Raw genomic sequence first — 17151 nt, 5'->3', positions numbered from 1 at the left:
AGTAATGATGGTATCTAACGGTCAACGCGCACTCTGGACGTTTCTGCTCTATGCACTGGCCGCGCCTTTCTTCGCCGGATTGGGTGTCGTCATTTTCGTTGCCTTGGCGCGCGCAACCGGACTGAACAGCTTCGTCCCCGATAACGTCGGCGGGCTTGGCGAGGCAGCGCTCGCCACATTTGTCTGGTCGGCTGTGCCCTCGGTCCTCACTGGCATCATTCTCGCCGCCGTTGTGTGGCGCACCGGCGCATTGTCGTGGATGGCGGCCGCCGCCGTCGCGATCATCGCCTTTGCTGGGGCTGCCCTGCTGCTGCCGCTCGAGTTGCACGACGCTCGCCCTTATCTGGCCTTCCTCGCCGGCGTCGTGTCCATCGTCGTGCGTCAGGTGCTGATTCAGGCCGATATTGTTCCTGACTGACATAACGGCGCAACGGATCGGCGCTCTGGGCGTTTCCTCCCCGACGATGGAGGATTTCCCATGCTGCCAATCATCCTTGCCGCTCAACTCGCTGGCGCTGTGTCTGCCACAGCCGCAATGCAGACCGACGTCGGCATTTTGACCTGCACACTCGCCGAGCACGCTGAGAAAGACACCGCTCCCGACAGCCAGACCAAGTTGATGCACTGCGCCTTCAAGCCGGCAGGCAACGGCCCGGGCGAGGTCTACATTGGCGAGGTGAAGCGCGTCGGCAGTCAGACGGCGCTTACCGGCAAGCGCGTTCTGATCTGGTCCGTGCTGGGTCCGTCCGATCGCAAGCTGACGCCGGCCATCCTTCAGCAGACCTATATCGGCAGGGTCGCAGGCGCGAGCGAGTCTGAAACCGCCAAGCTGCTCGTTGGTGAGCGCGATGACGCCTATAGCCTGCAGCCGATCGTGGACGAAGCGCACAAGGAAAACGTCGAGCCCAGCGTCACCGTCGTTGAGCTGCGCATAAAGTCGACGCCGGGCTGATCTTTACGCGCCGTCCGCCAGCACGGCGATGGCGCGGTCGAGCTGCGGATCCTTGCCCGCCGCATAGCGCACGTCGAACGGCACCTCGATTGTCGGCGCTACGCCTTTGCCTTCGAGCCGCTCGCCATCGACCGCAGCGTCCTCGACGGCAAGGATCAGCAGACTGCCGTCCGACAACAGGAATGCCGTACCGGCCAGCAGCGCGCCGGCCGTTCGCTCGCCGACGACCTGCCCGAAGCCGTTCTTCTTGAAACCGTACGCCAGCACTTCCTTGCCCGATCGTGTGCCGTCATTGACCAGCATCGCCACCGGCTTGCCCCAGCGATAGCCGACGAGATGCGTCGCCCCGTTGCGCCCCGTGAGCGCCAGCGTCGGGCCATAGGTGTTGAAGATGCTGAGATAGCTTGGATGCGCACCGCCCCAGCCATCGCGCAGATCCCACACCAGGGCATCGGCGTCTTTCAGCTTGCCATCGCTCAGCACGTCCTCGAGCTGGCGCTGGTATTCGCTTCCGGCATAGGAATAGATGCGAACGTAGCCGATGCGCTTGCCGTTCGCCTCGATGATGCGCGCGCTGTCGCGCACGGCGGCCTCGAATATCTCGCCCGGATCGATCCACTTCGGAGCAACAACGATGTCGATCGTGGCCTCTCCAGCCGCGCGCCGCACGGCCAGCGCAACCTTCTCGCCCGCCTTGCCGCGAAACGAGCCGACCTGCTGGAACGGCTTGCCGTCCGCTGCAACGATCTCGTCCCCGGCGAGAAGCCCTGCCTTCTCGGCAGGACCGTTCGGAAACACTGCCGTCACGAATGTCTTGCCATTGATATCGCGGGTGAACATGCCAACGCCGGCGTAGCGCACCTTGCCGCCCGAGAAGTGCTTCGGGATCTGCCGCCGCAGCGGATAAGCGAAGATATCGACCAGCTCGTAATAGGCCGTCTCGTCTTTCGTGTAGTGATGCGTGTGCGAGGCATCGAGTTCGCCGAGCAGCGCGTTGATCGCAGTCGAACGCTGGCTATCCGTTTTGGCCGCGGCATAGGCGGCGCGGTGCTTATCGCCCATCGCCTGCCAGTCGAGCCCTTTCAGTTTCGGGTCATAAAACCGCTCGCGCACCAGGCGCCACACTTCCTCGTAGACGGCGGTCTCGTCTTCGCGCTTGGGCTCGTATGCGCGCGCCTCCGATATCAGAGAGGGAAACGCCTGCGCACCAGCAACGGCAACGGCCAAAGCTCCAGAGCGCACGAGTGCTCGCATGTCTATCTTCCTCATTCGAGGCTTCCTCACACGGGCGCAATCGCGCCCGCAGCGACACCTGCAATGTAGGGGCAGAAGTCTGCGATGCGAGGAGGATAGCGCCGCCGAATCGGCCGCGGCGCCTTACAAATCAGCAATCTTTGAAAATCGACGTCACGCACAGCCACGTATCGTGCACGTTACGCCGCGCGATTTCCAATGCGCCCACCTCGTAGGTGGATTCGCCGCTGTCGCTTACCGCGCGCTGGTAATCGGTAATGGTGACAACACGCTCCGCGCCCTCGCAAGCGGCGCCCTCCGGCACCTCCGCGATATGGCACTTTTGGTGCGCGCCCTTTTTCGCCAGCACCTTGCTGCAGACTTCGCCGGCGAGCCCACCCTTGAGCTGATATTTCTCCGAGGGCTGCTCGATCGAACACCGATAGGTCGCCGACGGCTCGTCGCAGGCGACGCACAGTTCACCGGCTTTTGCAGAAACCGCAACCGCGGCACCTACGGCCGCAACGAGAACGAGCAAACGCATCATACTGGTTCCTTCCGATCGCCGAGCAACGGAACGACCGACCCCCACGCAACGCAGGCTAGACCCTTCTTATAAGCCTGTGAAGTGGCGAGGTTTTGATCGAAATCGTTTCTGCTCTGCAACATCGCGTGACAACGAGTGCTTGACGCTCATCGCAAAGCAGCCCACCCCACCGTTATGAGCACTGAGAGCCCATTCGATCGCTCCTATCCGGCGGATCGCCTGACGTTCTTCTCCGATGGCGTGATGGCTGTCGCGATAACCGTGCTGGTACTGGCGCTTAAGCTCCCCGAGGGCTCATCTCCGGCCAGCCTGTACGCTGGCCTTGCGGCACTCGCCCACCCATTCTGGTGCTACGTGCTGAGCTTCATTGTCATCGGCGTCCTGTGGATGGCGCACCACGCCCAGTTTGCAAACATCCGGCGCGTCGATGCCGTCGTCGTCTGGCTGAACCTGTTCTTTCTGATGTCGGTGGTGCTGATCCCATTCGTTACCAGCATCCTCAGCGACTTCGATGGGCCGTTGCCCACGGTCCTCTATGCGCTCGTGCTGATGGTGAGCTGCCTGCTGCTGGCAGCCATCTGGGGGTATGCCTGCGCCCGCACCGGGCTCGTGCGGTCCGACGTTTCCCGCCAGTTGCGCCGCATCGGTGTGATCTCCCCGCTGCTCGTCGCCACCGTCTTTGCCGCTTCGATCCCATCGCCTATGGCTATGGAGCCACGCCCGCGCAGTGGAGCTGGCTGGTCGCCGCTCTCGCCGGTCCTATCGGTGACCGTCTCTCCCGCGCGTGATGTTTTCGCCGCCTTGACGCGCATCGCGAACCACGTCAGGAACAAATCATGACCGATCGGCTTGTCACCGGCTCAAGGCGCGATAGCGATGCCACCGAAGCATCGCTGCGCCCACAATCGCTCGCCGAATTCATCGGCCAGGAGCAGGCGCGCGCTAACCTCACCGTGTTCATTCAGGCTGCGCGCGACCGCGGCGAAGCGCTCGACCATGTCCTGTTCGCGGGCCCCCCCGGCCTCGGCAAGACGACGCTGGCGCAGATCATGGCCAAGGAGCTTGGCGTCGGCTTCCGCGCCACGTCCGGGCCCGTCATCGCCAAGGCCGGCGACCTTGCTGCGCTCCTCACCAACCTCGAGGATCGCGACGTTCTCTTCATCGACGAGATCCATCGCCTGAGCCCCGCGGTCGAGGAAATCCTCTATCCCGCGCTCGAAGACTTCCAGCTCGACCTGATCATCGGCGAAGGCCCCGCCGCGCGCTCGGTGCGCATCGACCTCGCCAAGTTCACGCTCGTCGGCGCCACCACGCGTCTCGGCCTGCTGACGACGCCGCTGCGCGATCGCTTCGGCATCCCTGTGCGCCTCAACTTCTACACCGTCGCTGAACTGGAACGCGTCGTCGCCCGCGGTGCCCGCGTGCTCAACGCTGCGATCGGGCCTGACGGCGCGCATGAAATCGCCCGCCGCGCCCGCGGGACGCCGCGCATCGCCGGGCGTCTGCTGCGACGCGTGCGCGACTTCGCAGCCGTCGCCAATGCCCCCATCATCGATGCAACGCTCGCCGACAAGGCGCTCAATGCACTCGAGGTCGACAGTGAAGGCCTCGACGCGCTCGACCGCCGCTACCTCGCCTGCATCGCCAAGGCGCACGACGGTGGTCCCGTTGGCATCGAGACGATCGCCGCAGCGCTGTCAGAGCCGCGTGACGCGCTCGAGGAGATCGTCGAGCCATACCTGCTGCAGCAGGGCTTCATCAGCCGCACGCCGCGCGGGCGCATCACCACACTCAAGGCCTACAAGCATCTCGGGATGTCGGGTCCCCAGCGTTCCTCCAGCCCGCAAAGCACCCTGTTCGATGTCCCGGAAGAGGACACATCTGACGATCCCGAGGACCAGACAGGGACAGCCTGACGAAGCGTAGGGGTCGCAAGCCTGCCGCATGGGGGCCAATTTTTGGCACATCTTTTGCGCCACAACGCGCGCAACCCCATCGACAGGCAGCACCGGCAAACGTCTTGATCACCCGCAGACAACTCATCAAAACCGCTGGTGCGGCGGCCATCGGCAGCGTCGGCTTCGGCAGCTATGCGCTGGCCGAGTCGTTCTCGACCACCGTCACCCGCTATCGTCTGAGCCCGCCCGGCTGGCCCACCGGCCTGGCGCTCAAGCTCGTCGTGCTCACCGACCTGCACGCGTGCCGCCCGTGGATGGACGTTGAGCGCATCGAGGGCATCGTCGCGCAAGTCAACGCCATGAAGCCCGACTGCGTGCTGCTTCTTGGCGACTTCGTCGCCGGCCATCGTCTCTCGCGCTACGGGGCGCCCGTGCCGCACCGCGAATGGGCCGGCGCGCTGGGCGCCCTCAAAGCGCCGCTCGGCGTGCACGCCGTCCTCGGCAATCACGATTGGTGGGAAGACGCCCAGGTTCAGGAACACCGCGGAGGCCATACACCCGCTGGCATTGCGATCCAGAACGCCGGCATCACCCTGCACGAGAATACCTGCGTGCGTCTTGCAAAGAATGGCCAGCCGTTCTGGCTCGCCGGTCTCGGCGATCAGTGGGCCTTCTGGCGCAAGAACAGCCGCGGCTACGATGGCATCGACGATCTTCCCGGCACGCTCGCACAGGTGACCGACGACGCGCCGCTGCTGTTGATGGTGCATGAGCCCGACATCTTCCCCAAAGTGCCTGAGCGCGTCGCCCTGACTGTCGCGGGCCATACGCATGGCGGGCAGGTGCGCCTGTTTGGTTATGCGCCGGTCGTGCCCTCGAAGTTCGGCGCCCGCTACGTCTATGGTCACGTCGTCGAGGATGGGCGCAACCTGATCGTCTCCGGCGGGCTCGGCTGCAGCGGATTGCCCGTGCGCCTCGGCTCTCCGCCCGAGATCGTGGAGATCGCGCTCAGCGCCTGATCCGAGGCGAGCGCGCGTGACGAAAGCGCACGTGACAAGCCCGGTGCGATCGGCTTTCTACCTGCCATGAGCGATACACCGAGCAACACCGATCCCAAGTGGCCCGACCTTGCCGGCCGCCTCGTCGACATCGACGGCACCCGCGGGCACGTCCTGCCCATCCGCGTCTACTTCGAGGACACCGACTTCTCCGGCCTCGTCTATCACGCGAGCTACGTGCGCTGGTGCGAGCGCGGACGCTCCGACTTCCTGCGCCTGCTCGGCGGCGATCATCGACGCTTGATCGACGGCTCTGACGGCGGGGAGCCCGCAGCGTTCGTCGTGCGCCGCATGACGTTCGACTTCTTGAAGCCCGCCCGCATCGACGAATTGCTCGAGGTCGAAACGCGCGTGAAGGCCGTGGGCGCGGCCAGTTTGACGCTTCTTCAGCGCGTAAGACGTGGGGCCACGACTCTCGTAGAAGCAGAGGTCACGGTCGTGCTGATTTCGGTCTCCGGCAAGCCGCTGCGCATCTCCGGCGCGCTGCGCCAATCCTTCGAAAGCCCCTAAACAAGGGCATTATTTGGGGTCTGCGAGCAGCACTTGTGTGCGCAGATGTGCAAAAAGCGCTTGATTTTGGGCTTTATCCCGCATATTCGCGCTCGGCCGACGGCACATTGTGCGTGCAATTCGCGTAGTATCCTCCGGCAGAACGATTCTCTCAAGGAACCAACCGATGGCTGAAAAACCCGCTCCGAAGCAAAACACGATCACGCTCCGCCAGATCGGTGCTGCACTCTCGGAAGCGCATGATCTCCCCAAGAAAACGACGGCCGCTATACTTGAGGATCTGGTGATCATGGTCACCAAGCACCTGAAGAAGGGCGACAAGATTCGCATCAACGGCATCGGCGTGCTGCAGGTTCGCAAGCGCCCGGCGCGCATGGGCCGCAATCCTGCGACTGGCGAGACCATCAAGATCAAGGCGTCGAAGAAGGTCGCTTTCCGCGCCGCCAAGGAGCTCAAGGAATCCATCTGAGCCAAAGCTCGCGGTTTCTTTGTACGCACGATGATCGCGCCGGTGCTCACGCACTGGCGCGTTTCTTTTTGGTCACGCGCTGGCCTGAACGCGCATCGAACCAAAGTCTTGCCACCTGCCGGCCATAGAATGCGAATCGGCTACCTTTGCGCCGGCAGAAATTGAGGGAGGTGACATGTCCGAGAAAACTATCCTTGTCGTACCCGGCAAGAAGTTGACGGTGCCGCGCCTCTTGAAACGCGGCCTGCAGATTCTTGCCGCTGTCGCGATCACATCGGGCGTCGCCCTCGCGATTCTCATCGGCAGCGGACTTTTGGTGCCGCGCGGACGCCTGTCTCAGGGTTGGGACGTCTGGGTCAGCTTCATCAATCGCAGCGACATTCTCGCCACCATGGTGCTGACCGCATTGGTGACGGTGCTGTTCGTCTATTGGCAGCGCGATCACGAGCGCGGGAAATAGCGCGCACCTCACAGGGGCGAATTCGCAATCGCTCCTGCGCCGATCAATTCGGCAATAAAAAAAGCCGCCCAAGGCGGCTGGCCGTTTCGGCTGGCGATTTCCGAATGAGACGATTTCGCCCGAACGATGTAAGACCGGAAAAAGCAAGGGAGGATGCGGCAGCGGCCGCATCCTCCCTTGGCAGCAGAAACTGCGGTCCGCTTAGTGGCAGCAGCAGCGCTTGCGGAAGTACTTCACGGCAGCGACGGTGCGATAAGCGCGCACGCGCTCATAAACGACCTTCTTCACAACCGACACGGTCGGCTGCTGAACGGCGACGCGACGATAGAACTTGCGGCAGCCGCAACGGTCGGAATAGGCCTTCTTCACCCAGACAGTGCGATAGCTGCGCACGCGCTCATAGGTCACGCGCGGAACCAGCTTCGTGGTCGGCTCGCGATAATAGACCTTCTTCGCGACAGTGCAGCAGTCACGATGGAACAAACCTGCTTCAGCGGACGACGTCATCGCCACGCTCGTGCCGGCCATTACGCCAGCGGCAACCAGAACTCCAAGAAGCCCACGCATTCGAAACTCCCAAATTCACCCACGTAGATTTTTCAATGTTCGACATTTCGGCAATTTGCCGGGTTACGCCGAACGGCACGTGAAAATGGATAACAGCGGGCCACGTAAAAATCGGTTAGCCGGAAAAACAAAACGAATGCATCGCTGCTTATGGTTAATGAACGGCATCGATTGCTGCTTTTTGCGTGTCAAAACGACCAGAAATACAGGAGGTAACTATATTTTTGTAAGTTAAGCAGCGAGGTGACCGTGCAACCGTTCATTTCGGTTCAAAAGCTAATAAACCGATGTTTGATTGCCGAAACGATTAGAGTCGCAATTGGCCGTTTCGAGTAAATGCAAAAAAATAATTGCCTACGCAATTCGAGTCCGATTGGAAATCGAGCGAGGAACTTTTGCCCGGCGCATTGGCGCCGCCGGGGGCGATGCGAGGAAAGCAGCTTTCCATCTACCAGAGCGCGGCTCTCCTCGGCCGGTCATGCTCCGCACATGCTCATGAAGACACGCCGGCGGGCGCAAGACGCCACGGCTGGCCCGCGCGCGGTGCTCGGTCTTCCCGGTGCGCGCCGGCTCTAGCGGCAGCGCTCCGCGCGCTCTGCGTCTTTGTTGATGGCGTGCCCGATCGGGTCGGGATTGCTGCCGGTCACATCCAGCGGATCGGTGCAGCGCCAAGCCGAGATGACCTTCGGCTGCCCGAGAGCGGCCTTCTTGGCGACGGGAAGCTCGGGCGCCGACGCTGTAATCGTCGCGGGAACCTTGCTTGGCGCCTGCACCGGTATCGGCTTCGGCGCTATCGGCGTCTGTTCCGCCAGCGCTTTGGCATAGCATTTGTCGAGGTAAGCGCACCGGCGCTTGGCCGAAGGATGCGTATCCGTTTCCGGGGCCCCCTCGAAGCTGTCGCACACCTGCTTCAATCCCTTGCGGTCCAGCCAGCCCTCGGCGACGCCGCGGTGCACGGCATGACAGTCGGCAGCGAGCTCGCTATCGCCCACGGTGAGATGGCCGCATTCGTGGTTGAACACGAACAGCCGCACCGTCGGCGGTTGCTGGTTCAGCATCGTAGGATTGAGAATGAGGATCGTATCGCCGGCACCGCCCTCGCTGGGCAGACTCCGGTCGATCATGATGTCGGCTTTCCCGCATGACACCTTGCGGCCTGCAAGGGTGACGCTGCGTCCGACAAACTCTTCCTCGGCCCTTGCATCGCTGATGGCAGCGGCAGCAAAGCCCAAAAGGGCGGTGGCGAGTAACGCGTGAATACGCAACATGACCATTGACCAGGCTTGCACGGCCCCCCGGCACCCTTGGTAGCGGGGAATTAAGTGGCTGAATTAGCCCGAATTAGGACGCTGCAACCCGATCGCCCCTGTCGGCCTCGATATAACCTTACCCTGGCGCATCCGAACAAAGTGTAGCCGCTTGGTTAGCCCAGGATTTACTCGTGGCATCGACAACCGCCGCGCAGCTAACCATGATGCGGGAATTCGGGGTCGGTTGTCGGGAGGGACGGGGATGACGCAGGAAAAAGATGCCGAAGGCATAGACCTCGACATCAAGGATGCGATGGAGGGCCACGAGCGCTTCCGCCAGCAATTCGAGCGCGACCGCGCCTTTTATCGTGCCCTGGCAACCAAGAAGCAGAAGCCGCGCCTCCTGTGGATCGGCTGCGCCGACAGTCGTGTGGTGCCGGCAACCATCACCAATGCCGACCCTGGCGAGCTGTTCGAGGTCCGCAACATCGCCAATGTCGTGCCGCCGGCCGACGCTGCCGACGATACGGTCGGAGCCGCCATAGAGTATGGCGTCGGCCACCTCGGCATCGACGATATCGTCGTCTGCGGCCACACGGGCTGCGGCGGCATCGCTGCCCTGCTCGAACCAATGGCGCTCGACCGCGCCGCCCCGCTGGGCCGCTGGATGGAGTTCACCCGGCCCGCCCATCAACTCATTGCTGCTGCACGCGTTCCCGACGAGGAACGGCTGACGGAGACCGTGAAGGCTCACGTCCAGTTTCAGCTCGACAACCTGATGACCTACCCCATCGTGCGAGACGGCATCGCCGCCAGCCGCCTCAACATCCACGGCTGGCTCTACGACATGTTCACGGGCGAGCTCACCACCTACGATCCGCAGACCGGCGGCTGGCGCGGCCTCCTGGATTGAAACTGAGGTAGGGGAAAGACGCCGCTTGCCGGCCTTCCCGTGCAGCCGGACGCTTGCCGCATGGTCTAGTATGGCCCAGCAAGTCGAGTCGCATCGCCCGCCGCCGTTTGGTCATATTGCGAGGCAACATGCCCTCTTGGGGATGTGGGCGAAGCAAGACAAACTCAAGCTTCGGTTGCGCATGGCCGGCTGCACCGGCCGCTTGCGCCGCTGTTGCGGGCGCTCGCATTCCGGGCTCTTCCTCCGTCACTGGATAACCACCAAATGAATCCTACCGATCTCGCGCAGGAAGCTATCGCTCCGCCGGCGGCAGCGCACGGTTTCTCGTTCCTTGAGCTGTTCATGCAGGCGCACATCGTCGTGCAGCTTGTCATGGCCGGACTGCTCATCGCCTCCATCTGGTCGTGGGCCATCGTCGTCGAGAAGTTCTTCGCCTTCCGCCGTGCGCGCATCGAGTCCGACCGCTTCGAGCACATGTTCTGGTCGGGACAGTCGCTGGACGAGCTTTACACCGCCCTCTCGCGCACCAAGCCCATCACCATGGCCGCCCTGTTCGTCGCCGCCATGCGCGAGTGGAAGCGATCGGTCGAAGGCAACATCCGCGCCCTCGGCGGCATTCAGCTCCGCGTCGAGAAGGTCATGGACGTCACCATCAGCCGCGAGATGGAGCGCCTCGACCGCCGGCTTCTGTTTCTCGCGACGGTCGGCTCGACCGCGCCGTTCGTCGGTCTCTTCGGCACCGTCTGGGGCATCATGACCAGCTTCCAGGCTATCGCCGTTTCCAAGAACACCAACCTTGCGGTCGTCGCGCCCGGCATCGCCGAGGCCTTGTTTGCGACGGCGCTCGGCCTCGTGGCCGCCATTCCCGCGGTTATCTTCTACAACAAATTCTCCGCTGACAGCGCTGCCATCAGTCATCGGCTTGAAGCGTTCGCGGACGAGTTCGCCGCCATCGTTTCGCGCCAGATCGACGTGAGAAGCTGACATTCCGCGCAGCAACTAGGAAGGCTTAAGCAGGTATGGGCGCGAGCATCAAGGCGAACACCGGAGGCGGCGGCAAGCGTCGCCGTCGCGCGCGCAATGCGCCGATGAGCGAGATCAACGTCACGCCGATGGTCGACGTGATGCTCGTGCTGCTGATCATCTTCATGGTCGCCGCACCGCTGCTCCAGGTCGGCGTGCCGATCGAGCTTCCGCAGGCCAAGGGCAAGCAGCTCGAAGCCAACAAGGAGCCGCTCGTCATCTCCGTGAAGTCAGACGGCAACGTCTTCATCGGCGAGACCGCGGTCCCGCTCGACGAGATCGCCCCCAAGCTCAAGGCGATCGCCAAGAACGGCTACGACGAGCAGATCTTCGTGCGCGGCGACAAGGGCGTCGCCTACGGCACGGTCATGCGGGTCATGGGGCGCATCAGCGCCGGCGGCTTCCGTAAAGTGTCGCTTGTCACGGAAGTGGAGGATGGAGGCTAGTGGGGTGATAGCGAAATTCGCCATCATTTTCGGTCACGTATCGAGCGAATTTCTGAATCTGCGCCGCACGAGCCAATCCATGCGCCCAGTGCCGGTCGTGAAGCCGCCCTTCATGGTGCCGATGTTCGCTCGTGGTGCCACTAGCGAACTCTGGCGAAACTCTGCGTCAGGACACTAGGCGTGTACCGCGGGTTCATCACCTCATTTATCGGTCACGCACTGCTGTTGGCCTACGCGCTGCTCTCCTTCCACGAGCAGCCGCTGGACTTGCCGACCGTGATCCCCATCGAGGCGACCATCGTCACGCCGTCCGAGCTGACGCGCCTGAAGCAGGGCGATCCGAACGCCAAGCAGCTTGAAGCCAAAGCCAAGGAGGAGCCTCCGCCCGAGGAGACTTCCAAGAAGGAAGCCGACAAGCCCAATCCGGTCGTCGCGCCGCCCCCGGCTGCCGAACCGCCGCCGCCCGAGCCTGAAAAGAGCGAGCCGAAAAAGGCCGAGCCGCCGCCCGAGCCGAAGAAAGACCCGATCGCCGAAAAGCTAGCGGCCGCTCCGCCCGAGCCGACGCCGGAGCCTGGCCCGACGCTCGACGAGAAGAAGAAGCTCGAGGAGAAGCTCGAGCAGGAGCGCAAGGCCGAAGAGGAAAAGAAGAAGGCCGAGGAAAAGAAGAAGGAAGAGGCGAAGAAAAAGGCCGAGGAGAAAAAGAAGCTCGAGGCCAAGAAGAAGGCCGAGGAGAAGAAGCGCAAGCTTGCCGAGGAGAAGCGCAAGCAGCGCGAGAAGAGCAAGTTCGACGCCGACAAGATCGCCGCTCTGCTCGACAAGACGCCCGACAAGCGCGGCGCTCCCAAGTCGTCGACGCCGCCCACCAAGCCCACCGATTACGAGGGGCCGACGGCAGGCGAGCGGCAGGGACACGACACGGTCTTGTCCGCGCGCCAGCAGGATCTTCTCCTGTCCATGATCAACCGGCAGCTGGAGCCATGCGCGCGCCTTCCCGGCGGCGGCGGCGGCCCCGACACGCCGGTCGTCAACGTGCGCTTTCAGCTCAATCAGGATGGTTCGCTCAACGGCGAGCCCGTCGTAATCAATCGCCAGAACACGCCGCTGTTTCTTATCGCCGCCGACGCTTCGGTCCGTGCGATCAAGCAATGTGCCCCGTTCCAGCTTCCGCCCGACATGTATGGAGCCTGGAGCACGGTCACTTGGGCGTTTGATTGGCCCGTCATCTTAGGATTGGTACAGCGCTAGGTATGCGCACGGGCGCAATTCGGTGCTAAGGAGCCCCGGAAAGGGCAGAGGATCAGAGCCACATGCACGATGGGAACGGACGAATGGTAGCGGATGCGCGCAAAGCCAGGTCTTGGCGGACGATGCTGTTCGGTGTGCTCGCCGCACTCCTCGCCAGTGCTTCTCTGACGCCGGCCTCCGCGCAACGTCCCGACGACAGCTATAAAGGCCCCTCTGATGGCGGCGGACTCGACGCTCAGTTGCGCGAGTTCCAGGGCGGTTCCTCCGCCCCTCCGGGCGGCGGCGGTCTTTCCGGTGGCAGCGGCGCCGGTGGTCTGCAGGGTCGCCAGACGCAGGGCACCATCGCGCCGATTCCGATTGCGATTCCCTATTTCCTTGGCCCCGACCAGAAGCTCGCCGCCGATATCGCCGAGGTCGTCACCGCGGACCTCGGCAACTCGGGTCTGTTTGAGCCGCTCGACCGCGGCTCCTTTCTCGAACAGGTGCGCGACGTAAACGCCGCCCCTCGCTTCCCCGACTGGCGCGCCATCAGGGCCGATGCACTCGTGGTGGGCGACGTCGGGCGCAGCGCCGACGGCCGCATCGTCGCTCAGTTCCGCCTCTGGGACGTAGCGACCGGACGCCAGCTCGCCGGCCAGCGATTCGCCACCAACTCGCAGAACTGGCGGCGCGTCGGCCACATCATCGCAGATCAGGTCTATAAGCAACTCACCGGCGAGTCGGGCTATTTCGATACTCGCGTCGTATTCATCGATGAGACCGGTCCGAAAGAGCGCCGCATCAAGCGCCTCGCCATCATGGACCAGGACGGCTTCAACGTCCGCCTGTTGAGCAAGGGCCAGGAGCTCGTGCTCACGCCACGCTTCTCGCCGACCAACCAGGAAATCACCTTCATGTCGTACGGCGGCGGCTCGCCGCGCGTCTTCCTTATGAATCTTGAGACCGGCCAGCGCGAAACGGTCGGCGATTTCCCCGGCATGACCTTCGCGCCGCGCTTCTCGCCCGATGGCCAGCGCGTGATTCTCAGTCTGCAGGAGGGCGGCAACTCGGCCATCTATGAGATGGACCTGAGAACGCGCCAGCGGCGCCAGCTCACCCAGGGCCTCGCCATCGATACCAGCCCGAGCTATTCGCCCGATGGACGTCAGGTCGTGTTCGAATCCGACCGCGACCGCTCACAGCAGATCTATGTGATGAATTCGGACGGGTCCGCCGCCCACCGCATCAGCCAGGGACAGGGCTCCTATTCGACGCCCGTCTGGTCCCCGCGCGGCGACTACATCGCCTTCACCAAGCAGCTCGGTGGCCGATTCCTCATCGGCGTAATGCGCCCTGACGGCTCCGGCGAGCGCATCCTCACCGAGGGCTACCACAACGAGGGCCCCACCTGGGCACCCAACGGCCGCGTGTTGATGTTCTTCCGCGAATCGCAGGGCCCGACGGGCGGTCCGCGAATCTATTCCATCGATTTGACCGGCTACAACGAGCGCGTGATCAAGACGCCGGCCTTCGCGTCCGATCCCGCATGGTCGCCGCTCCTGAATTGAAACACCGTTTAACCTGAAATTAACTAACCCCGAGCATCAATGATGCCCAGACGCCTCGGCACCGAAGGGGCGAGTTTACCGCGTAAATTCGGGCTTTTTCGGTGAGGACCATCGGACCCAGTCAGACGCTGAGAACCCCGCGGAACGCAGTTGCATTTTCGCATCTGCCGACTTGGAAAACTGAGGGCTAAACGCCTCTGTTCTTGATCAAGTCGAGCCGCGCAAGTACCCCAGTATATGGCTAGTGCCGATAAAGCATCAGGAGATGAGACCATGCAGGGTTTTAAGGGGCTGATCGTTTTGTCAGCAGTGGTTGCGGCCGTTGCTCTGGGCGCGTGCCGTCGTGAAGAGCCCGCGCCGCTGAAACTGGGCGCTGATCTGCCTGCCGCTACGCAGCCCGCTCGCTAAGAGCAGGCGGCAAGGCCAGGACAACATTAGGAGAAAATGCTATGAAGAGTGCAATCGTGCTCGCCGTCGTCGTCGCTGCTGTTGCTCTGGGCGCTTGCCGTCGTGAAGAGCCTGCTCCGCTGAAGCTCGGCGCTGACATGACCACGGAAGTTGCTCGCTAAGCATCACGCTTAGTCGAGGGGGACAAACTTTTTAGGAGATACGACGATGAAGGGGGCCATCCTGATCGCGGCCGTTGCCGCTGCTGTTGCTCTCGGCGCTTGCCGCCGCGAGGAGCCCGCTCCGCTGAAGCTCGGCGCCGACGTTCCGGCTTCGACGCAGTCGGTGCGCTAAACAGCTAGCTTCCTGGCACGTCTCGCTGGGAAGACCGATCTACAGGGCCGAGATCGACACTTCGTGTGTCGGTCTCGGCCCTGATCGTTTCTGGCGTATCGTTTTGCTTCGTCTCCACCCATCACGCCGCCGATTGATTCGCTAATCAGGCCGCCGGCACGCTCGGCGCACCGGGCGCCTCGATAGGGCAGCCGAGCGCATCTCGGATTTCAGCCGGGCAGGTGCGATTGATTCGCCGCCCATCGAGCGTTGCTCGACGCGATCCCCGACGACACCACAGGACGTGCCGGCGTCTGCTCTGCAAGCGAGGCTTGCACGTGTGGCATAGCTGCGGTGCAGCAGCGCCACACCGGGTCCTTTGGTCGCTGCGCGCGGTTTCTTTGCACCGGATAATGATTGCATTCAGGTCCTTCCGGGCGACGAATCGCACAAAGGTCCTGATGAAGCGGATAAGCGGCCACATTTTCGTACGAGCGGCACGCTAACTCCTCATCGAGATGAAACAGTCGCCGCGCTTCAGACGTTACGTTGATCAGTGGGCGACGAAAGGGATTTGCATGGCCACGACATCCTGGTTCACCCGCGCAGCGCGCCTACTTGCGGTCTTGCTTGTGGGTGGTCTGGTCGCCGCTTGCGCCAATAACGAGAACCAGCCAAACTCGTCGCTCACGGGCCGCGACGGCTCGGTGACGCCGGGCACGCATCGCGACTTCGCAGTCAACGTCGGCGACATCGTCTACTTCACCACCGACAGCTCGGATCTGACGCCGGAAGCCACCGCGACGCTGCAGAAGCAGGCGCAGTGGCTACAGCAGTATCCGCAGTACACGATCACCATCGAGGGCCACGCCGACGAGCGCGGCACGCGCGAATACAACATCGCTCTCGGCGCCCGCCGAGCTACCACAGTGCGCAACTTCCTCGCCCAGAACGGCATCAATGGCGCCCGACTGCGCACCATCTCCTACGGCAAGGAGCGCCCGGTGGCGGTGTGTAACGACATCTCGTGCTGGTCGCAGAATCGCCGCGCACAAACGGTGCTCAACTCGCGCACCGCCGGAAACTGATTTCCGATCAAAGTCTTCGACGGTTTGATCCCGCGGCTTTCGTCCGCGGGATTTTCGTTTGTGCCGCGCCGCCGGATTGAACGCTGTGGCTGTCCTGCCCCACTTCCACAGCTCTGCGCACCACCGCGCAACACAGCAAAGAATCGCCGCAAATCCTGAGCAATGATTGCCGCGATTTCAGAGATTTGGCGGCGAGGGGAATGCAATGCGGTGGCCCATGCGTGCACAATGTAGCGTAGCCGGACGCTGTGTGTTCGTGATGGCTCTCATGATCGCCGCTGGCACCTCGTCCGTACCATTGCGTGCCGATCCGTTCTCCTGGCGCACCACCTCCGGTTACGACGCCGAGCAGCGCGCCGCCGAACTCTATCTCGATGGTGTCGAAAAGCTCGCTGGTGGCCATCCCGATTACGCGCGGCAAACGTTCGAATCGGTCGTCGCCCGCTTCCCGGGAACCGAAGCAGCCGATAACGCGCGCCAGCAGCTCGGCGACCTCGACGCGCGCGAGCCAGTCGAGGCGCGCAACACCGATTCGTTCGACGCCATTACCGTGACGGGTTCGCTACCGGCGCTGGCTGACATGCCCGCGGCTGGCGAGCAGCGCGCACCCGCATGGGATCGCGAGCTCCGCCGCAACGCATCGATCCAGTCGAAACTGCGCATTGAGGCGGGCGACCGCGTCTTCTTTTCGCCGGGCAGCGCCGAACTCGGATCGCGGGCGCGCTCAGCGCTCGACGCACAGGCGCACTGGCTCATGCGCTGGCACGAGTTCGAAGCGGCTATCGAAGGCCACGCCGACGAGCCGGGCAGCGAGCAGGACAACGTCGCTCTGTCTCAGCGTCGCGCCGAGGCCGTTCGCCAGCGCCTGATCGAGGAAGGCGTCGAGCCGAGCCGCATCGCCATCGTCCCGCTGGGCCGCTCCGTCCGCATCGCCACCTGCGCCGACACCGACTGCCGCGCCCAGAACCGCCGCGCCGTAACCCTCGTGTTCGCCACGGGCACCCGCGAGCGGCTCGGCCTGCTCAACACCGTTCCAATGGCCACGGCCCTGTCCGGAGCGCCCGTGCCCACCCCGACAGCAGCCGAGGCGGCCGCCCTAACCGCCACTCAGACGGCAGGCATGACGCGTTGACAACCCTGGTGCCAAGTGATGCCTAGGAGAGGAATTTTGCCGGTGCAGCGTCTAGCGATGTCAGCACCTTGCCTGATCAACCCAGCATCGGTC

Annotated in this window: 20 protein-coding genes; 16 read left to right on the top strand and 4 right to left on the bottom strand. The window is 63.3% G+C overall.

The window, feature by feature from the left end:
- Positions 1 to 4 precede the first annotated feature (4 nt).
- Positions 5 to 418: a hypothetical protein gene (locus tag NDB2M4_RS14025; protein ID WP_072376123.1), complete on the top strand. Its 414-nt coding sequence runs from the start codon at positions 5 to 7 to the stop codon at positions 416 to 418.
- A 60-nt stretch (positions 419 to 478) separates the two neighbouring features.
- The gene (locus NDB2M4_RS14020; RefSeq protein ID WP_072376121.1) at positions 479 to 952 is read left to right on the top strand and encodes a DUF992 domain-containing protein; all 474 of its coding nucleotides are present in this window, start codon (positions 479 to 481) and stop codon (positions 950 to 952) included.
- Between the two features lie 3 nt (positions 953 to 955).
- Here NDB2M4_RS14020 and NDB2M4_RS14015 read toward each other — a convergent pair whose 3' ends face one another.
- Together NDB2M4_RS14015 and NDB2M4_RS14010 are read right to left on the bottom strand one after the other, a co-directional pair.
- On the bottom strand, positions 956 to 2206 hold the full coding sequence (locus NDB2M4_RS14015) for a S41 family peptidase (RefSeq protein WP_171988106.1): 1251 nt from the start codon (positions 2204 to 2206) through the stop codon (positions 956 to 958).
- A gap of 130 nt (positions 2207 to 2336) precedes the next feature.
- Positions 2337 to 2732 (bottom strand): hypothetical protein, encoded by a 396-nt coding sequence (locus NDB2M4_RS14010; RefSeq protein ID WP_072376117.1) that lies wholly within the window; start codon positions 2730 to 2732, stop codon positions 2337 to 2339.
- A 174-nt stretch (positions 2733 to 2906) separates the two neighbouring features.
- Between NDB2M4_RS14010 and NDB2M4_RS14005 the strand changes: the two genes are divergently transcribed.
- The 6 genes from NDB2M4_RS14005 (at position 2907) to NDB2M4_RS13980 (ending at position 7127) form a co-directional block, all read left to right on the top strand.
- Positions 2907 to 3572, top strand: a complete 666-nt coding sequence (locus NDB2M4_RS14005; protein WP_072376115.1) for a TMEM175 family protein — start codon at positions 2907 to 2909, stop codon at positions 3570 to 3572.
- Complete coding sequence (gene ruvB / locus NDB2M4_RS14000) at positions 3569 to 4648, top strand: Holliday junction branch migration DNA helicase RuvB (protein WP_072376113.1); 1080 nt, start codon at positions 3569 to 3571, stop codon at positions 4646 to 4648. Before NDB2M4_RS14005 ends, ruvB begins: the two co-directional genes overlap by 4 nt.
- Before the next feature lie 104 nt (positions 4649 to 4752).
- Positions 4753 to 5649: a metallophosphoesterase gene (locus tag NDB2M4_RS13995; protein WP_072376111.1), complete on the top strand. Its 897-nt coding sequence runs from the start codon at positions 4753 to 4755 to the stop codon at positions 5647 to 5649.
- A 66-nt stretch (positions 5650 to 5715) separates the two neighbouring features.
- Positions 5716 to 6198 (top strand): YbgC/FadM family acyl-CoA thioesterase, encoded by a 483-nt coding sequence (locus NDB2M4_RS13990; protein WP_072376109.1) that lies wholly within the window; start codon positions 5716 to 5718, stop codon positions 6196 to 6198.
- A gap of 166 nt (positions 6199 to 6364) precedes the next feature.
- Positions 6365 to 6667 carry an HU family DNA-binding protein gene (locus tag NDB2M4_RS13985; protein ID WP_072376107.1) on the top strand — a complete coding sequence of 101 codons (303 nt, stop codon included), beginning with the start codon at positions 6365 to 6367 and terminating at the stop codon, positions 6665 to 6667.
- A 175-nt stretch (positions 6668 to 6842) separates the two neighbouring features.
- Positions 6843 to 7127: a hypothetical protein gene (locus tag NDB2M4_RS13980; RefSeq protein WP_072376105.1), complete on the top strand. Its 285-nt coding sequence runs from the start codon at positions 6843 to 6845 to the stop codon at positions 7125 to 7127.
- A 201-nt stretch (positions 7128 to 7328) separates the two neighbouring features.
- On the opposite strand, the gene NDB2M4_RS13975 is transcribed toward NDB2M4_RS13980, so the two are convergent.
- Positions 7329 to 7694: a hypothetical protein gene (locus NDB2M4_RS13975; RefSeq protein WP_139247288.1), complete on the bottom strand. Its 366-nt coding sequence runs from the start codon at positions 7692 to 7694 to the stop codon at positions 7329 to 7331.
- Positions 7695 to 8266: 572 nt separating this feature from the next.
- On the bottom strand, positions 8267 to 8962 hold the full coding sequence (locus NDB2M4_RS13970; RefSeq protein WP_139247287.1) for a hypothetical protein: 696 nt from the start codon (positions 8960 to 8962) through the stop codon (positions 8267 to 8269).
- A gap of 244 nt (positions 8963 to 9206) precedes the next feature.
- Here NDB2M4_RS13970 and NDB2M4_RS13965 point away from each other — a divergent pair, with 244 nt between their 5' ends.
- The 8 genes from NDB2M4_RS13965 to NDB2M4_RS13930 all read left to right on the top strand — a co-directional run bounded on the left by NDB2M4_RS13965 (position 9207) and on the right by NDB2M4_RS13930 (position 17058).
- Positions 9207 to 9857, top strand: a complete 651-nt coding sequence (locus tag NDB2M4_RS13965) for a carbonic anhydrase (RefSeq protein WP_083556374.1) — start codon at positions 9207 to 9209, stop codon at positions 9855 to 9857.
- A gap of 264 nt (positions 9858 to 10121) precedes the next feature.
- Positions 10122 to 10841: a protein TolQ gene (tolQ, locus tag NDB2M4_RS13960; RefSeq protein ID WP_072376098.1), complete on the top strand. Its 720-nt coding sequence runs from the start codon at positions 10122 to 10124 to the stop codon at positions 10839 to 10841.
- 35 nt (positions 10842 to 10876) lie between these two features.
- Positions 10877 to 11326 carry a protein TolR gene (gene tolR, locus NDB2M4_RS13955; RefSeq protein WP_072376097.1) on the top strand — a complete coding sequence of 150 codons (450 nt, stop codon included), beginning with the start codon at positions 10877 to 10879 and terminating at the stop codon, positions 11324 to 11326.
- 180 nt (positions 11327 to 11506) lie between these two features.
- A complete protein-coding gene (locus NDB2M4_RS13945) occupies positions 11507 to 12571 on the top strand; it encodes a hypothetical protein (protein WP_072376093.1) in 1065 nt (354 codons plus the stop codon).
- A gap of 62 nt (positions 12572 to 12633) precedes the next feature.
- Positions 12634 to 14118 carry a Tol-Pal system beta propeller repeat protein TolB gene (gene tolB / locus NDB2M4_RS13940; protein WP_244536178.1) on the top strand — a complete coding sequence of 495 codons (1485 nt, stop codon included), beginning with the start codon at positions 12634 to 12636 and terminating at the stop codon, positions 14116 to 14118.
- Positions 14119 to 14733: 615 nt separating this feature from the next.
- The gene (locus NDB2M4_RS20610; RefSeq protein WP_280173538.1) at positions 14734 to 14859 is read left to right on the top strand and encodes a hypothetical protein; all 126 of its coding nucleotides are present in this window, start codon (positions 14734 to 14736) and stop codon (positions 14857 to 14859) included.
- A gap of 557 nt (positions 14860 to 15416) precedes the next feature.
- The gene (gene pal, locus NDB2M4_RS13935) at positions 15417 to 15926 is read left to right on the top strand and encodes a peptidoglycan-associated lipoprotein Pal (protein WP_072376373.1); all 510 of its coding nucleotides are present in this window, start codon (positions 15417 to 15419) and stop codon (positions 15924 to 15926) included.
- A 205-nt stretch (positions 15927 to 16131) separates the two neighbouring features.
- Positions 16132 to 17058 carry an OmpA family protein gene (locus NDB2M4_RS13930; protein WP_083556370.1) on the top strand — a complete coding sequence of 309 codons (927 nt, stop codon included), beginning with the start codon at positions 16132 to 16134 and terminating at the stop codon, positions 17056 to 17058.
- The last annotated feature ends 93 nt before the right edge of the window (positions 17059 to 17151 follow it).

It is taken from the genome of Hyphomicrobium sp. NDB2Meth4 (assembly GCF_900117445.1).
Taxonomy (GTDB): domain Bacteria; phylum Pseudomonadota; class Alphaproteobacteria; order Rhizobiales; family Hyphomicrobiaceae; genus Hyphomicrobium_A.
This window is presented reverse-complemented; position numbering and strand designations above follow the sequence as displayed.